This window comes from Pantoea sp. CS_6, from assembly GCF_041954745.1.
Classification (GTDB): domain Bacteria; phylum Pseudomonadota; class Gammaproteobacteria; order Enterobacterales; family Enterobacteriaceae; genus Pantoea; species Pantoea stewartii.
Genome location: NZ_JAVAYG010000005.1, coordinates 121,859 through 137,247, shown reverse-complemented (window position 1 = coordinate 137,247; position 15,389 = coordinate 121,859). Strand labels below are relative to the sequence as shown.

14 protein-coding genes are annotated in these 15,389 nt (G+C 58.2%); 6 read left to right on the top strand and 8 right to left on the bottom strand.

Going from position 1 to position 15,389, the window contains the following annotated elements:
- Window positions 1-16: 16 nt before the first annotated feature.
- The 4 genes from iucD to iucA are packed head-to-tail and all read right to left on the bottom strand — an operon-like array spanning window position 17 to window position 5,760.
- Window positions 17-1,351, bottom strand: coding sequence for an NADPH-dependent L-lysine N(6)-monooxygenase (gene iucD / locus RAC90_RS09410; RefSeq protein ID WP_039339019.1), 1,335 nt, complete (start codon window positions 1,349-1,351; stop codon window positions 17-19).
- A 3-nt stretch (window positions 1,352-1,354) separates the two neighbouring features.
- Window positions 1,355-3,088 carry an aerobactin synthase IucC gene (iucC, locus tag RAC90_RS09405; protein ID WP_033739082.1) on the bottom strand — a complete coding sequence of 578 codons (1,734 nt, stop codon included), beginning with the start codon at window positions 3,086-3,088 and terminating at the stop codon, window positions 1,355-1,357.
- Window positions 3,088-4,035: a GNAT family N-acetyltransferase gene (gene iucB, locus RAC90_RS09400; protein WP_205952503.1), complete on the bottom strand. Its 948-nt coding sequence runs from the start codon at window positions 4,033-4,035 to the stop codon at window positions 3,088-3,090. The genes iucC and iucB overlap by 1 nt, the downstream gene beginning before the upstream one ends.
- Window positions 4,036-5,760, bottom strand: coding sequence for an aerobactin synthase IucA (gene iucA / locus RAC90_RS09395; RefSeq protein WP_375124270.1), 1,725 nt, complete (start codon window positions 5,758-5,760; stop codon window positions 4,036-4,038).
- 132 nt (window positions 5,761-5,892) lie between these two features.
- Between iucA and RAC90_RS09390 the strand changes: the two genes are divergently transcribed.
- The 3 genes from RAC90_RS09390 to RAC90_RS09380 are packed head-to-tail and all read left to right on the top strand — an operon-like array spanning window position 5,893 to window position 8,473.
- On the top strand, window positions 5,893-7,098 hold the full coding sequence (locus RAC90_RS09390) for an MFS transporter (protein WP_110268063.1): 1,206 nt from the start codon (window positions 5,893-5,895) through the stop codon (window positions 7,096-7,098).
- Between the two features lie 15 nt (window positions 7,099-7,113).
- Window positions 7,114-8,004, top strand: a complete 891-nt coding sequence (locus tag RAC90_RS09385) for a siderophore-interacting protein (protein WP_375096894.1) — start codon at window positions 7,114-7,116, stop codon at window positions 8,002-8,004.
- 37 nt (window positions 8,005-8,041) lie between these two features.
- The gene (locus RAC90_RS09380; protein WP_375124269.1) at window positions 8,042-8,473 is read left to right on the top strand and encodes a GFA family protein; all 432 of its coding nucleotides are present in this window, start codon (window positions 8,042-8,044) and stop codon (window positions 8,471-8,473) included.
- A 37-nt stretch (window positions 8,474-8,510) separates the two neighbouring features.
- Here RAC90_RS09380 and RAC90_RS09375 read toward each other — a convergent pair whose 3' ends face one another.
- Entirely contained in the window at window positions 8,511-9,389 is an 879-nt protein-coding gene (locus tag RAC90_RS09375) for a LysR family transcriptional regulator (protein ID WP_375124316.1), read from the bottom strand.
- Between the two features lie 98 nt (window positions 9,390-9,487).
- Here RAC90_RS09375 and RAC90_RS09370 point away from each other — a divergent pair, with 98 nt between their 5' ends.
- The 3 genes from RAC90_RS09370 (at window position 9,488) to RAC90_RS09360 (ending at window position 11,366) form a co-directional block, all read left to right on the top strand.
- Window positions 9,488-9,994 carry a phenolic acid decarboxylase gene (locus RAC90_RS09370; RefSeq protein WP_033739073.1) on the top strand — a complete coding sequence of 169 codons (507 nt, stop codon included), beginning with the start codon at window positions 9,488-9,490 and terminating at the stop codon, window positions 9,992-9,994.
- A 502-nt stretch (window positions 9,995-10,496) separates the two neighbouring features.
- Window positions 10,497-10,922, top strand: coding sequence for a YeeE/YedE family protein (locus tag RAC90_RS09365; RefSeq protein WP_375124268.1), 426 nt, complete (start codon window positions 10,497-10,499; stop codon window positions 10,920-10,922).
- A 15-nt stretch (window positions 10,923-10,937) separates the two neighbouring features.
- On the top strand, window positions 10,938-11,366 hold the full coding sequence (locus RAC90_RS09360) for a DUF6691 family protein (protein WP_006121656.1): 429 nt from the start codon (window positions 10,938-10,940) through the stop codon (window positions 11,364-11,366).
- Between the two features lie 170 nt (window positions 11,367-11,536).
- On the opposite strand, the gene RAC90_RS09355 is transcribed toward RAC90_RS09360, so the two are convergent.
- From RAC90_RS09355 to RAC90_RS09345, 3 genes are read right to left on the bottom strand one after another with little or no spacing between them, the layout of a single operon-like run.
- Window positions 11,537-12,553 (bottom strand): substrate-binding domain-containing protein, encoded by a 1,017-nt coding sequence (locus RAC90_RS09355; protein WP_033739070.1) that lies wholly within the window; start codon window positions 12,551-12,553, stop codon window positions 11,537-11,539.
- A gap of 29 nt (window positions 12,554-12,582) precedes the next feature.
- The gene (locus RAC90_RS09350) at window positions 12,583-13,992 is read right to left on the bottom strand and encodes a sucrose-6-phosphate hydrolase (protein ID WP_205959155.1); all 1,410 of its coding nucleotides are present in this window, start codon (window positions 13,990-13,992) and stop codon (window positions 12,583-12,585) included.
- Window positions 13,992-15,362, bottom strand: a complete 1,371-nt coding sequence (locus tag RAC90_RS09345; RefSeq protein WP_033739068.1) for a sucrose-specific PTS transporter subunit IIBC — start codon at window positions 15,360-15,362, stop codon at window positions 13,992-13,994. The genes RAC90_RS09350 and RAC90_RS09345 overlap by 1 nt, the downstream gene beginning before the upstream one ends.
- Window positions 15,363-15,389: the final 27 nt, after the last annotated feature.

Sequence of the window (15,389 nt, the reverse complement as noted above, 5' to 3'; positions counted from 1 at the left end):
CATGCGAGGTTAAGGTTTACCCCAAGGACTCGGTATAGTTTTGAGTGGATGCAGCACCCTGCTGCGGTTTTTCCCGGCTCGCGCTGCGCCACTGAATCAGGGCAGGCGGCGTGCTGAGATCGAATAAATCACGCCCCAGCGCGCGATTCAGAATACGGGCGGAACGCCAGGCCATCAGGCTGAGTTGCGGTTCAGCGATGCCGTGCGTTTGCATACTGGCGTTGACCGCAAAGATGTTAGTGTCCCTGGGTCCGTTCCACTCCAGCGTGAAATCTTCGCGCACGCTGAACGTGCACTCGTCTTTCATGGTCAGGCGGCTCATCAGCGGTGACAGTAGCTCGGGCAACGCCGGGCGATAACCGGTGGCAAAAATCACCACATCGCACTCAATCAGGTCATAACCCTGATCGAGCTGATGCTGTAACTGCAGCTGCCAGCATTGCTGATGGCGGGTCAGTTCCACCACCGAGCGGCTGGGAAGCAGATGCGCATTGCGCGGCTGTCCCAGCACCTCAAAGCGATGATACAGCTCGCGATAAATCGTCAGCAGCGACGCTGCCGTAATGCCATCCGAAGTCATCTTTTGCTCATCCAGCATGGTCTGGCGCGCCTTCTCACTCAGGCCGACAAAGCTGGACACGTACTCAGGGGTGAAATATTCATTGGCAAAGGCCGCTTCATCCAGCGCGTTAAAGTTATTGCGACGCGACACCCAACTGACATTTGCCGGCTCACCCCACTCTCCCCGGAAGGCGTTCAGGAACAGATCGGCACCGCTCTGCCCTCCGCCGATTACGGCAACGCGTTTGCCGCGCAGATCCGGCTTGCGCAGGCTCATCTCACTGGCGTGGAAACAGGTCGCACTGATGCGGTTGACGCACGGCGGCAGATAGGGCTGTTTACCAATACCAAGACAAATATTGCGTGCGTAGCGCTCACCGTCATGGCTGTGAATCACGAAACGCTGTTTCGTGTCGTCAAACTCGATGCGCTCCACCGTGTGATTAAAGTGCAGGTTATCCATGCCCTCGGCGGCCCAGCGCAGATAGTCAGAAAACTCATCCCGCGATACGGTTCTCAGCTCTGCCGTCATAAAGCGGTAGAATTTCTTACGCTTCACAAGGTAGTTCACAAAGCTGAACGGGCTGGTGGGCGCAACTGCCGAGACCAGATCTTTTAAGAACGAGGTCTGCATATGGCAGTCCGGCACCAGCATGCCGGGATGCCAGGCAAAATCCGGCCGACTGTCTAAAAACGCACTGGTAAAACCCTCGGCTTCGTGTGCCAGCGCCGCGATACTCAGGTTGAACGGGCCAATACCGATGCCAATAAAATCAACAGTGTTTGTCATGATTCAGTCCTTGGTGACCAGCCACAACGGGTTTTGCAGATTTTCCAGGTAAGTGGGCAACATACGGCTCCCGCCATCCTGATCGGGCCAGGTGAGCTTTACCGGGTTCAGCACGACGCGAATGATTTGTGGCTTGAAGAGGGAGAAAAGCGCAAAGCGCGCCGACAGCTGCGGGTGCGCCTGCATGTAATCGCTCAACACTGCGGCAAGCAGTTGGTAAAAGCGCCGCTCGGGTACGCCAAGGCGCGCCATCAACGGCGAAATAAAACGCAGAACCGTAACAAAATGTCCGGTTTGCAGGTCATGAATCAAATAGTCCGCGCTCAGGCGGGCCGTGACATCACGGACCGCCTGAGGCAGAGAGGCCATCTCGGGAAAATCGTCCTTCACCAGCCGCATGTCGCCCTGAAAATCCTTCAGCAGGACGCGCTGCGGAATACTGTCTTTCATCGCCAGAGTAATATTTTGTCCGTGCGCAATCAGCGCCACGCCGTAACGGCACAGCAGGTGATACAGCGGCACGACAACCACGCGAAACATCTGACTGAGCCAGGCCTCGGCGCTCAGGCCCGAGCGGGCAATGTAGGCACCGATAAGCGGCTGTCCCTGCTCATCGCACTCCATCAACGTCGCCATCAGAATCGGCGTTTCGTCCTGATGCAGCCAGCGCGCAGGATTTTCGCGCCAGATCACGCCCAGCATTTCCTGGTAGCGATAGGGGGCTTCGGCCAGCGCGGCGTAACCTTGATGAGCGACATAGCCTGCGGCCGGTTCGCCCAAAATCACCGCCCCGCTTTGCTGCAACGTTGCATCAGTGGCAAAGACATGTTGTAACCAGCGCGAGGCCAGCGGGCCCGCCGCGATGTATTTGCCAGGAATGCCGCGATAGCAGGAGGTGTTGTAGATCGTCAGCGGCAGTTTGATATCCAGTCCGCCCTGACGGCTGGCGTTGGTCAGCGTGCGCAGTGACTGCTGTGCCAGCCACCGATCGCCAAACTCGCCCAGCGAGACCATTTTGCCAGTGGCCAGATCCGCGACAAAATCGAGTGCGATTTTTTGCTGCCATTGCCAGGGATGAACCGGTAACGGCAGCCAGCTGTCGTCCAGTCCCTGTGCCTGCCAGGCCTCGGTGAACCGGGCGTATTCGCCGTCATCCATCGCGGCATGCAGCAGTTGCTGGATGTCCAGCGCGCTGTCGCAGCGCCAGACCAGATGCTCACGCTGAACCGCCAGCCAGTGCAGGCGGAACGTGTTCAGGTATTCCGGGGCGTAGCGCGCCAGTGCCGCCAGTCCCCAGCCGCGTCGGCCTTTGTTGAAGACAAATTTGGGATGGCCGCTGAGCAGGCACTGCAGGCGGTCGGCATCCAGATCGATAAGCGCGTCCGCGCTCATTCCCTGACGCGCCTGCATAAGCTGAAGATCGCCGCGCAAGGTGGCGTAGAGATCCTGCATATGCTCCGCTACCGTGGCATCGCTCATCGACAGCACCGGCTGTAACTGGCAGAGCAGGGTCTGGGCCAGTACCGGCGTATCCGCACAGCGCAGGCTTTGCGCATCGATCCATAGCCAGCCCCAGATGCCGCGTTCGGCGGTAAAGTGCCACTCAGCGCCCGGCAGGCTGATGCAGTAACGGTTATCGCCCTGCGCCTGGGCCTGAAAGACCTGCTCGTACTCCAGCTCGGCCAGCATTTTCGCCACCAGCTGACGGTTCACGGTTTCCCATGCGTGCGGATTCATCACAGGCCCACCTCGCTGAAGAAGCGGGCACGCCGGGTCATCACCAGGCGAGAGCGCTTGTGAGGGAAGTCGAACTCTTTAACGGTGGCATAGCCCGCAGGTGCCAGATGACGGAACAGGCGCTGATTATCAGCGCGTGGCTCCAGCACCAGGCGCTGGGTGTGCGGGTTATCCAGGAACAGGTAGTGGCTGATACCGCGCAGCCAGCTCTGTACATAGTGCGGTCCGCGCCACTGCGATTCGCCCACCAGCAGGTGCAGGCCGCGGTCATACGGCTGCCAGCTGTAGTGGCGTCCGATACGGTCTTCGGCGGCCCAGTAGATTTCAAAGTAGCTGAAAGGCGCATCATCAAAGCAGCCAATCAGCGGAAAGGCATAGCTGCTGGTGAGCTGGCGTTGCAGGTAGGCGGTCTGCACCGCCAGCGATCCGCTCTGCTCCCAAAAATAATCCACGCGCGGATCGTTCATCCAGCGGGTGAACATCTCGGCATCCCGCGCAGGATCGGCCACGCGGAAACTCAGCGTCCGGCGCACACGCGGATCGTAACGGCGATAGACTTCGCCTTGAGGGCGCGGCGGACGCTGGGGGAAGTAAATCTCACGTTCGGCATCAAAGACCATCTCGCCGGACGCCTGCTGACGCGGCGTGGACAGCCACAGCGGCAGTTGCCAGAACGCCTCGCGGTGCACGATATCGCTTTTCAGCGCGGCAAACAGGGCCAGCGCCTGCGGCTCTTCCCGCCATTCGGCATAGGGCAACACAATGGCGGAAAGCGACGGAGCCGCGATAAACATCTGATCCAGCGCATCACGCAACCAGCCTTCGGCAAGCGGGCCGGTATAATGCAGGACCGCACTGTTGTCCTGTCCCCAGCCCAGATTCAGGGCCTTACCAGACTTCTCGCAGCGCAAACCGTGGCCGCTGTGAACAATCGTTGCCTGAGACATTTAGCGCTCCTGGGACAGAAGAGGATTGGTGAAGTTGAAGTAGATTACCGACGGATCGACGATGGTGTTTTCGTTGTGATCGTGCAGGTAACAGAAGAAGTTGCCTTTCACATTCCAGTGCGGACTTTCCAGCACGTAATCGAGACAGTCCGTGTGCGTGACCTCGCAACGCAGCGCAGACAGCGCATCACGTACGCGCGCCATCAGGTGCGTTTCGCTGTCCATGCCCGCCGCGCCCAGTGCCGCCGTGACCGCGAACGTGGAATTCACTAACAGGTAATAGGGGAAATAGCGCAGCAGCTGTTCGCGGCTAAAGACGTTTTCTGCCTGCGCTTCGCTAATCTCATCCAGCCAGCCTGCGGCGTGCGGCATAAAGGCGCTGCCCTGGCAATCGCGATAGATCAGGCCAACCGGCAGGTCTTGTGCCATTTCCACCAGGATATTTTGCTGATGCGCTAACAGCACCAGTCCGTAATCGGCTTCGGCCGTAAACAGCGGTTTCAGCACCTGCTGGCAGTATGCATCCACCCAGGCATGGGCGGCCTGTTGTTCGCTGATACGCAGGCGCTGGCTCAGGCGCTTAACCGCCGCCGTCAGCAGTGCGTCGCCGCCGTCCGGCGCGGACTGCGTCAGGGAGACCAGCACGTTGGTCTGACTCTGCGGCTGGTCGACAATCAGGTTTTCACGCAGTGCGAACAGGCTCTCTTCCCTGATCGTGCCCTGCATATCACGCAGCCCGGCCCAGCCGTCTTCCTGCATCACACGAAACGTCGGGAAACGCGCCTGCATCGCCTGCCAGCGCGCGGTCTGCGCCAGCCGCGCCAGCCGCATGCCGCGTTTGACTTCTTTCACCGATAAAGTGCGGACGGAGTTAGTGAGTCGCACGCTCAGCGAGAACTTGATCATGTCACGACTGGTCGCGCAATAGAGCGAGCGTGATGACGTGGTGGGCAGCCAGGATGTTCCCGCCTCACCCAGATCCTGTAGCACTCCTTTCTCCATCAGTTGCTGACACCAGCTCTGCTGCAGCAAATAGTCCGCCTGCCAGGGATGCAGCGGGAATAACCACCGCTGGTCCGTCAGCGCATGCAGCAGCTGCGGTGCGTTCTCGGCCGCAAAACGCGTCAGGCGCTGCTGTAAGTTCAGTTTCAGGCTGTCGCCCGCCAGGTAGTCTTTATCCACCGCGAACCAGCGCAGCGGAAAATGCGGGGCAAAATCGGGCAGGTAGCGTCTGGCCTGCTGCGGCGTGAAAGGTTCGTGCGATTTGGGGGCAGGATGGAAAGCGTGCCCGACCAGCAGCGCCTGTTCGGCCTCGGCAAAATTGAGTGCGTTTTCGCGCAGGCCGCCCCAGTCATGACGGGACGTCGCCGCTTCGCGGGTGTGAGCATGACTTTGCATTACGCGCTGGTAAAACGCCTCGCAGCCTGCGACGGGCAGCGCGTGCTGGTGTTGTAACTTATCGACAATCAGCCTGGCGACGGTTTCAAACGCCACCGGCTGGCTGCCCCGCTGCGTCACCAGCCGGGCCGGAAAGACAAAACGGTGGTGCTGCGTCGGAGAAAAGTAAGCCACCTTAAAGTGTAAGGTCTGCTGTTCATCCAACGGGATCGTCAGTTCAGCGGGGTCACTCTGGCTCAACTGCCAGTCCCTGGTTTCACGGATCAGGGCGTTCAGGAAGCATTGTGCCGCCACGTCCCAGGCCCCGTCATGCGTTGATTGTATCATTATCAAACAATTTCCAGTCGTTATGATAATGCGAATTCTGCCGATAACAGTTCTCATTATCAACGACAATTGTTAGAATTGGCAGAATAAATTTTACAAATACATACAACAAAGATACGGGTTAGCAACATCGTGACATCTCCTGAACTGGCCATGACGCAAAAAAAAGCGTTAGCAAACTGGCCTTTAGCCATCAGCGCCGGGTTGCTGGGTGTGGGACAAAATGGCCTGCTGGTCGCGATTCCGGTGCTGGTTGCTCAGACCAGCCTGAGCCTGTCGGTGTGGGCAGGACTGTTAACGCTCGGCTCCATGTTGTTTTTGCCCGCGTCGCCGTGGTGGGGAAAGCAGATTGCCCGTCAGGGAAGTAAACCGGTGGTCCTGTGGTCGCTGGCCGGTTACGGCACCAGCTTTTTGCTGCTCGGTCTGGGCTGTGCGCTGCTGTCTGTGCAGGCCGTCAGCGCACCGATTGGATTAGGCATATTAATTATTGCCCGGGTTTTTTATGGTTTGATGGTATCGGCCATGGTGCCCGCCTGTCAGGTATGGGCGCTGCACCGGGCGGGCGAAGAGAAGCGCATGACGGCGCTGGCGACCATCAGCTCCGGCCTGAGCTGTGGCCGACTTTTTGGCCCCCTCTGCGCGGCCGGAATGCTGGTGATTCATCCGCTGGCCCCGCTGGCGCTGTTGGTGGTGGCGCCGCTGCTGGCGCTGGCCCTGTTGCTGCCGTTACAACGTTCGGCCCCGCAGCCAGCGGTGACGCGTAAAAACGCCCGCCTGCGCCCTCATTGCCTGCCCTACCTGCTATGCGCCCTGCTGCTGGCGGCCACCGTCAGCCTGATGCAACTGGGGCTGTCTCCGGCGCTGGCCCGACAATTTGCCGGGCAGACGGCGGCGATAAGCCATCAGGTTGCCTGGCTGCTGAGCGTTGCCGCCATCGCGTCACTGGGTGCGCAGTTTCTGGTGTTGCGTCCGCAGTTACTGACGCCGCTTTCACTGTTAATCAGCGCCGGGATCCTGATGGCGCTGGGCCTGGGCATGATGCTGACCACGCCGCTCTGGCTGTTTTATGTCGGCTGTGCCGTGATGTCGTTCGGTGCGGCGCTCGGCACACCCGCCTATCAGTTGCTGCTCAACGACACGCTGGCAGACGGCGCCGGAGCAGGCTGGATCGCCACCAGTCATACGCTGGGCTATGGCTTGTGTGCCCTTCTGGTGCCAGTGATCACGCACTCGCACGGCGAAGCCGCGCTGATTGCCGCCGCACTCACTGCCGCCATGCTCTTTATTGCCCTGTCGGGGCTGATCTGGCGTTCACGATCAGCCTTATCGGCTCATTAACCACAAGGAACGACGATGGCTGACGTCCCTGCTTACCGCCTTTTTGAGGTCAAACTGGCCCGCAAACATCACCTTTCACCTTCGATGCTGAGCCTGGTGTTTAACGGGCCCGACGTGGCACAGATGAAATCGGATGCGCCCGACCAGCGGATTAAGATTTTGCTGCCTGCCGAAGATGGCAGCCTGCCCGACCTGCCCAATAACGATGAGTGGTACCAGACGATTCTGTCGCTGCCCAAAGCGCAGCGGCCGCTGCTGCGCACCTATACGCTGCGCCATCTGGATGCCCAACGTGAGGAGCTCACCATTGAGTTTGTCAGCCACGGTACAGAAGGTCCGGCCTCGGCCTGGGCCATCAACGCGAAACCGGGCGACAGCCTGGTAATCGTTGCGCCGAATGCGGCGTTTGAGGCCGACAGCGGTGGCTATGAATGGACGCCGCCAGACGGCCTGCGCAATGCGCTGCTGATTGCCGATGAAACCGCCTTGCCTGCCGCGAAAGGCATTCTGGAATTGCTGGCCCGCCAGCCCCATCCGCCCCGGGTTCAGGCTTTTTTTGAGGTGCCGGATGCTGAGGATTGCGTCGATTTACAGGCGTACGCGTTTGCCGACATTGTGTGGTTGCCCCGCAAACCTGCGTTTGCTTCACATGGTGAATGCCTGATCGCGGCAATTCAGTCCCAGGTCAGCGTACCCGATGGCGGCCAGCAGCAGGCCGTGCAGGAAGAGGAAGACGGTGAGTTACTGTGGGATCGTGCGCAGGCGCGCAACAATGAATTTTACGGCTGGGTGGCCGCCGAATCGACCGTCGTGAAACTGCTGCGTCGCCATCTGATTGGCGAGCGCGGCGTTGATCGCGAAGCGATTAACTTTATGGCGTACTGGGCCAAAAAGCGGGCACACTAAGCGTCTTCTTAAGCGCATTTTCTTCAGGGAAGCCAGCATGATTTCAGGACGTTGTTTATGCGGAACGGTGGTATTCAGGCTGACACAAAAGCCCAGTCATTTTTACCGCTGCCACTGTTCGCTGTGTCGTCGCCAGACCGGCACGGGCCATAATCTGGCGACGATCGTTAATGCAGACCACTTTCGCTGGTTGGCCGGTGAAACCTTTATCGCCAGCTGGCGTCGCCCGCAGGGATACCGCAATGACTTCTGCAGGAACTGTGGATCCACTGTGCCGAACGACTTACGTGACCGGCCGCTGATCTGGCTGCCGATTGGCCTGCTGGATGACGATCTTGATCTGCATTGCGCCGGCGACTATAGCCTGGACGATGCCCTGTCGTGGAGCGGTCATCCGGTTGAAAACCGCCATCAGCAGGCTCCTGACTCGCTGGATGCCCTGCTTCACGCCCTGCACGTCACACCGTAAATCCAGTCAAAGCTGACGCCGGGTGCCGTGGCGCCCGTTACGGTACGTCCGTTTGCGGTGCCGTTTTCAGCAGGTCAAGTAAGGTCGCGATGGGCGGATCCAGCATGATAATGTCTTTTTTAATCAGCAGATGCAGCGTGGTGGCGCGGCGCACCCCATGCCGAAGCGGCAATATCTTCAGAATGCCTTTTGCCAGTTCGTGACGGATGCGCTCCTGCGGAATCCAGCCATAGCCCACCTGATGCATTACCGCTTCTACCGCCGCGTCAATGGTTGAGAAAGACCAGTAATCGCCACTGCTGCTTTCATTCTGCACTGTAAAATGTTCGCGATCCGCAATGCGAATCAGCGGATACCGCGCCAGTTGTTCCTCATCCAGGTCTACGCCGCATTGATGCAAGGGGTGATCGCGGTGCGCCACAGCGACAAAATCCACGTTCATCAACCATTCGCCCCGCCCGGCCATATCCTGACGCTGGGTTACCACCATCACATCGGCCTCAGCATAATCGGTATCGGTTTCGAGCACTTCGGTGAGATTAATTTGCGTGTGTGGGTGGCGTTGCTGAAAGGTTTTCAGGACAGCGAACAGGCGGCGGCGCGGAAAGATGCTGTCCACCACCAGATCCAGTTTGGTTCTGACGCCGCTGCGTATGGCGCCCGCATACGCCTCCAGCGAATGAAACGCCTTAAGAAGCGGCCGCACCTGCGCCAGCAGCAATTCACCGGCGGGCGTAAGTACCGCTTTGCGGCCCTCGATGTGCAGTAAGGTGATGCCAATACGCTGTTGCAGCATGGCAAGATTGTAACTGACTGAGGACTGGCTGCGGTTGGTCAGGTCGGCGGCTTTTGCAAAGCTGCCTTCTTTCATAACCTTATCCAGCAGGCTCCATTGTTCCAGCGTGGTTTTATGCATCATCAATCCATTTTTTGAATGGTTTTCATCATAAATTAGCGTTTTTAATTCATAAAGTGAATGACTAAGCTGGGTTCACCAACAGAGGAGAACGAAAGATGAGCAGCTTCGACAAACACAATCTTGACGGTTTCACAGGTAAACATCTGGTTTATACCTACGACAACGGCTGGAATTATGAGCTGTACATTAAAAACGAAGACACCATTGATTATCGTATCCACAGCGGGATGGTGGGCAATCGTTGGGTCAAAGACCAACACGTTTATATCGTCAGAGTCGCGGAAAATAGCTATAAAGTGTCCTGGACCGAACCTACCGGCACCAGCGTCAGCCTGATTGCCAATATGAGCGACAAGCTGTTCCACGGCACCATTTTCTTCCCACGCTGGGTCATCAATAATCCTGAACGTACCGTCTGTTTCCAGAACGACCATCTGGACGAAATGGCAAAATACCGCGATGCGGGCCCAACCTACCCAATCGAGGTGATCGATGAGTTTGCCACGATTACCTTTGTACGGGATGCCGGAAAAAATAACGAAGACGTGATTGCCTGCGCGGCAAGCGAGCTGCCGGCGAATTTCCCTGAAAACTTAAAATAATCACCAGGCAGGAAAGGGGCTAAGTCCCTTTTTGTTCACCAAGACGCACACAGCAATACGATTCTGCCGATGCAAAACGGCCCGGTTGATCTTTACTGGCGGTTATCCCTGACCGGTTCCTTTCCCTTATCAGGCCTCTTTTATCCCGTCCGGACATCCACCTCTGTCCGTCCCCTCTCCCCGTACACCTGGCGCAAAACAGATCTGTGCACAGAACTTTTATGTGCCTCAAACGAAGCCGATTGATAAAGACGGCAGATGCCGTCATCCTGCTTTAAAAGCCGGTAAGCACAGTACGTCAGCTGTGTGAAAATAGCCTGTGACAGTCGTCAGAAGAAGATATTGCCCGGCCACCGCAGCGCAACCACGTTATTTGCACTGAGGCGCATGGCGTTGCAGGTAAAGCGCAATCGCGGTCGTTCACCGGAGAGCGGCGGTGAACGCTAGCTGGAACAGGGCGTGTTTAAAGCACGCATTGGCAGAGCACAAGGAGTCAACGGTAATGCATATCGATCTGGACCATTTTACGCCGATTCAGAGTCTGGCAGGTGGCCTGCTGATTGGCGCGGCGGCGGGTCTGTTAGTGCTATTTTGTGGCCGCATCGCCGGTATCAGCGGCATTCTGGGCGGCCTGCTGAAACGTCAGTCGGCTGCCAAGCCGTGGCGGTTCGCGTTCATTGCGGGCCTGGTGTTGTCACCGCTGGTGTTTCAGTTATTCAGCGCGCTGCCCGCTATCGACATTGACGCCTCATGGGGACGCCTGGTGCTGGCCGGCTTACTGGTGGGCCTGGGCGCGCGCCTGGGCTCGGGCTGTACCAGCGGTCACGGCGTCTGTGGTTTATCGCGACTGTCGCCGCGCTCACTGGTGGCGACACTGGTCTTTGTGTTAACCGCCATGCTGACCGTCGGCATGATGGGTCACGGATAAACATCAGGAGGCACGATGGTCGTTTTATTTTCTCTGCTTAGTGGACTGTTGTTTGGCACGGGCTTGCTCGTCAGCGGCATGGCGAATCCGGCGAAGGTTTTGGGTTTTCTGGACATTACCCGCGCCTGGGATCCCTCTCTGGCGCTGGTGATGGGCGGCGCGGTTATCGCCGGGCTGGTAACGTTCTGGCTGGCTTCCCGACGCAAGCGGCCCGTCTTTGAGGAAACGTTTTATCTGCCTGGCAACCGCACACTGGATAAACGGCTCATCAGCGGCGCGGCCCTGTTTGGCATCGGCTGGGGACTGGCGGGCATCTGCCCCGGCCCGGCGCTGGTTCTGCTCGGCGGCGGCGTACTCAAAGGCATTGTCTTTGTCCTGGCGATGCTGGCAGGCATGCTGCTTTTTGAGTGGCTCGACAGCCGCACGTTATCGCGTGGTAAGTAATCCCAACTGGCCATCATGAAAACGTTCAGATGGCCACATGGCGAAGCACGGCCTGATACCGTCCCCGTTTCGTGATCCCTGTCCGTAATCTTGCCCTGATGCAGAAACGGAGTGGCAACAGCACGGGATCGGTTACCTGAACCACGCTTGTGGCCTGCCGCTGAACCGGATCACCCCGCCAGCGAGGAGCGGTAGCGCAGCCTGGCGGGCAAAACGATCTGCCGCTCCGCCAGGTCCTGCCCCTGAATCATTTGCGTGATGACCGAAAAGCACTCCTGCGCCAGGCGCGGCACATCCTGCTCTACGGTATCGATATGCAGTGACAGCGAGTCATATAAATAGTGATCGTCGAAACTGGCGATATGGATATCACTCTCCAGCAAATGGTGCTGGCTCATGTAGCGCAAAACCCCTTCCAGTAAGCCACAGGCGGCGGTAAACACGGCTTTCGGCGGCCTGCCTAACCGCGCACAGAGCGCGGCAAACATCTCATAGCCGCTGCTGGGGTGGTAGTTGCCCTGGATGATCCATTCCGGTCGCGGCGTGACGCCCGCCCGCGCCAGGCCCTGCATAAAGCCAGCCAGCCGATCTTTCGTCGGTGACAGGCGCGGCTGCCCACCCAGAAAATAAACCTCATCAGGATGCGCGCGCGCCAGACGTTCTACCAGCTCGGCAGTTGGCGTTAGTGAATCCGTTATCACCAGCGGCAAACTGCTGTTATTTACGTGGCGGTCAAACAGCACGACCGGCAGTTGCTCGCTCAGCTTCAGGTAGTCGCTGTCGCTCTGCTGACTGGAGGCGACGATCAAACCATCCACCTGACGCGAGACCAGATTGTTGACCACCAGGGTTTCCTGACTGGCATTTTCATCGGTGCAGGAGATCAGCAGTTGCAGACCCGCTTCACGGCACAGGTTTTCCAGCGCGTGAGAAAACACGGCGAAACCATAGTTGGTGATTTCAGGCACCACCAGCCCCAACGTATGGCTGCGATTTTCACGCAGCAGACGCGCGTGGATGCTGGGCTGATAGTGATGTTGCTGAGCAAGGGCCATGACGCGTTCACGCGTTTCCTGCGCCACGCGCAGTTCTTTACCGCGTCCGTTAAGCACCAGGCTGGCCGTGGCTTTTGACACCCCGGCCAGCGCAGCGATATCACTGATGGTAACGCGCTTTGTTTTTTTCACGACGGTGCTTCGGTTAAGGAAACAAGGGCTTATTCTACCATGCAGGATCGTAACGACCAGTAGCAGGCCGTGACTTCTGCGCTACCGCGCAGGCGTAACTCCGCCGGATGCGTGGGAAAGTAACGGCTACTCATCACGCCTTCTCCGTCATTGATAAAAATCTCTACGCTGGAGTGGTCACACAAAATATGCAGTTTGTGCGCCCGCCCGTTCCAGTGGCGGTAAAGCCATTCGCCGGTTTCCAGACTGCGGCGCGCCAGGCACAATGCATCCGCATGCCAGGTCAGCAGCAGTGAACCGGCGAAATCCAGCGTGATCCCGCCGCCTGATTCCAGCATCAGCTCAAGCCGTTGTGCAGCGAGTAACGGAGCCTGACTGGCGTTGCCGTGATAGCGCTGCGTCTCGCCGCGCAACGCCTGCAGTTCCGCCACCGGTTGCTGGTACAGTTTACCGTCGCGCGCGCTCAGTTCCCGGATACAGGTCATTTGATGAATCCAGCCGAATTTCACGGTAGGCTGATGCATCTCCTCCCCGTCCGGGACGCCCATCCAGCCCACCAGCAGCCGACGGCCATCCTCGGTCAGCGTGGTCTGCGGCGCATAGAATTCAAACCCCGCATCCAGCTCAGTGAACCCCCCGTGCGTATAGCGGGCGTTTTCATAATCCAGCGTGCCGCTGAGACAGGCGCAGGGATGGCTGTTCAGAAAGCGTTTCTCTTCCCGTTCAATGCCCTGAGGACAGCAGATCAAAAACGTCGATTCTCCCAGGGTGAACATGTCCGGGCATTCCCACATATAACCGGCTTCGCCCAGTCCACCCAAACCGCTACCGGCAATTTCGCCGAGGTTTTCCCAGTGGTGCAGATCGCTTCCGCGCAGTAGCAGGACTTTGCCCTTGAGCTGCTTGTCCTGCGCGCCCAGCACCATGTACCAGTGTGCGCCATGACGCCAGACTTTCGGATCACGAACATGGCCGGTGTAGCCCGCCGGCAGGGGAAGCACCGGCCCCAGCTTATCGAATCCCCCGTCAGGGTTCTGCACCGCCAGGCACTGCCAGGCGGTACGGGAGCCGTCGGCAAACTTAACGTTGCCGGTATAACACAGGGTTAAGGTGCCATTATCGTCTACCGCGCTGCCTGAATAGCAGCCGCTCCGGTCGTACTCTTCATCTGGCAGCAAGGCGACAGGTTCATGCGACCAGTGCAGCAAATCCGCAGAGCGCCAGTGGCCCCAGCATTTATGCTTATGCTCACAGCCCAGGGGGTTCCACTGGTAGAACAGGTGATAGTGCCCGTCGAAATGGATAAACCCATTGGGATCGTTAAGCAGCCCGGTGACCGGCGCCAGGTGCCAGCCCGGATAGTGGCTGTCCTCGCGTGCTTTAGGCTGGCCTTTCATTACCGCCTTCAGCATGGCGGGCAGCAGAGTGTTGTTAGCCATCATTCAGAGTCCGTTTTGTATTTCAGCAGGAAGGCGATCACAAAGGCGACGCTAAAGGCAATAACCATACCAATAATATAATTCAGCAGCGAACTGGCCTGAACGATCGCCATACCGGGTAAGCCCGTCAGGCCCACCGCCGTCATATACACTTTCATCGACACCACCCAGGCACCGCCGATGGCTCCCCCGATCAGGCCGGCGATGAAGGGCTTCATGAAGCGCAGGTTAATACCAAAGATGGCCGCTTCGGTAATGCCCAGCAAGGCAGAAAACGCAGAGGGCAAAGTAATCGCCTTGATTTTGGCATCCTGCGTTTTAAACCACACGGCCAGACATGCGCCGCCCTGTGCCACGTTAGCCATCGCCCATATCGGCAACAGGAAATTGACGCCGATAGACGGGTTACCCAGCAAGCCAGCTTCAATCGCGTGGAAACTGTGATGCACACCAGTAATCACGATAACGGAATACAGCCCGCCAAACAGCAATCCGGCCAGCCAGCCTGCATGGGCAATCAGGGTGCTGAGCACAAAGGAGATACCATCCCCCAATGCGCGCCCGGCCGGGCCAATGATGAGCAGTGCCACAAAGCCAGAGATGATCACTGTCAGGAAGGGCGTCAGGATCAGATCGAGAGCATCCGGGATGATGCGGCGCAGCTGTTTTTCCAGCAGACTCATAAACCACACGGCCAGCAGGACCGGAAAGACCGTGCCCTGGTAGCCAATCATCGCCACTTCGATACCAAAGAAGTTCATGGTATGGAAACCGGCCGCCACGCCCCAGGCATTAGTCAGCGCAGGATGCGTCAGAATACCGCCCAGCGTAGCGCCTAAGAACGGGTTACCACCAAACTCACGGGCCGCCGTAAAGCCAATCAGAATCGGCAGAATGATAAACGCCGCCGAACTGCACATATCCAGCATGATATACAGGGCGTTTTCCGGGTTAACCCAGCCATAGGTTTTGACCATGCCCAGCAAGCCCATCAGCAGGCCGGAGGCAACGATCGCCGGAATAATCGGGACAAAAATATTCGACAGCAATCGGGCGATACGCTGGAAGGGATTGAGCTTACGGGCCGCAATGTCGGCCGCTTCCGATTTACTGGACTCGCTGATGCCCGCTTCCGCCACAAACGCCGCATAGACTTTGTTGACCACGCCAGTCCCAAAAATGACCTGCAGCTGGCCCGCGTTGCGGAAACAGCCCTTCACACCGTCGATTTTACCGATCGCGGCGGTATCCGCTTTGGCATCCTCGACCAGCACCAGCCGGAGCCGGGTTGCGCAATGGGCTGCGCTGGCAATATTTTCTTTGCCTCCCAGCAGCGGCAGTAATGCGCGGGAGATTTGTACAAAATCCATAAAAAACCTCTGTGTTGTCGTGTAATG

Excerpts from the sequence above, each read along its gene's own strand:
- iucC (WP_033739082.1), bottom strand. The coding sequence starts at position 3,088 with ATGAATCCGCACGCATGGGAAACCGTGAACCGTCAGCTGGTGGCGAAA.
- RAC90_RS09345 (WP_033739068.1), bottom strand. The coding sequence starts at position 15,362 with ATGGATTTTGTACAAATCTCCCGCGCATTACTGCCGCTGCTGGGAGGC.
- RAC90_RS09365 (WP_375124268.1), top strand. The coding sequence starts at position 10,497 with ATGCATATCGATCTGGACCATTTTACGCCGATTCAGAGTCTGGCAGGT.
- RAC90_RS09375 (WP_375124316.1), bottom strand. The coding sequence starts at position 9,389 with ATGCATAAAACCACGCTGGAACAATGGAGCCTGCTGGATAAGGTTATG.
- RAC90_RS09370 (WP_033739073.1), top strand. The coding sequence starts at position 9,488 with ATGAGCAGCTTCGACAAACACAATCTTGACGGTTTCACAGGTAAACAT.
- RAC90_RS09380 (WP_375124269.1), top strand. The coding sequence starts at position 8,042 with ATGATTTCAGGACGTTGTTTATGCGGAACGGTGGTATTCAGGCTGACA.
- RAC90_RS09385 (WP_375096894.1), top strand. The coding sequence starts at position 7,114 with ATGGCTGACGTCCCTGCTTACCGCCTTTTTGAGGTCAAACTGGCCCGC.
- iucA (WP_375124270.1), bottom strand. The coding sequence starts at position 5,760 with ATGATACAATCAACGCATGACGGGGCCTGGGACGTGGCGGCACAATGC.
- RAC90_RS09360 (WP_006121656.1), top strand. The coding sequence starts at position 10,938 with ATGGTCGTTTTATTTTCTCTGCTTAGTGGACTGTTGTTTGGCACGGGC.
- iucB (WP_205952503.1), bottom strand. The coding sequence starts at position 4,035 with ATGTCTCAGGCAACGATTGTTCACAGCGGCCACGGTTTGCGCTGCGAG.
- iucD (WP_039339019.1), bottom strand. The coding sequence starts at position 1,351 with ATGACAAACACTGTTGATTTTATTGGCATCGGTATTGGCCCGTTCAAC.
- RAC90_RS09350 (WP_205959155.1), bottom strand. The coding sequence starts at position 13,992 with ATGGCTAACAACACTCTGCTGCCCGCCATGCTGAAGGCGGTAATGAAA.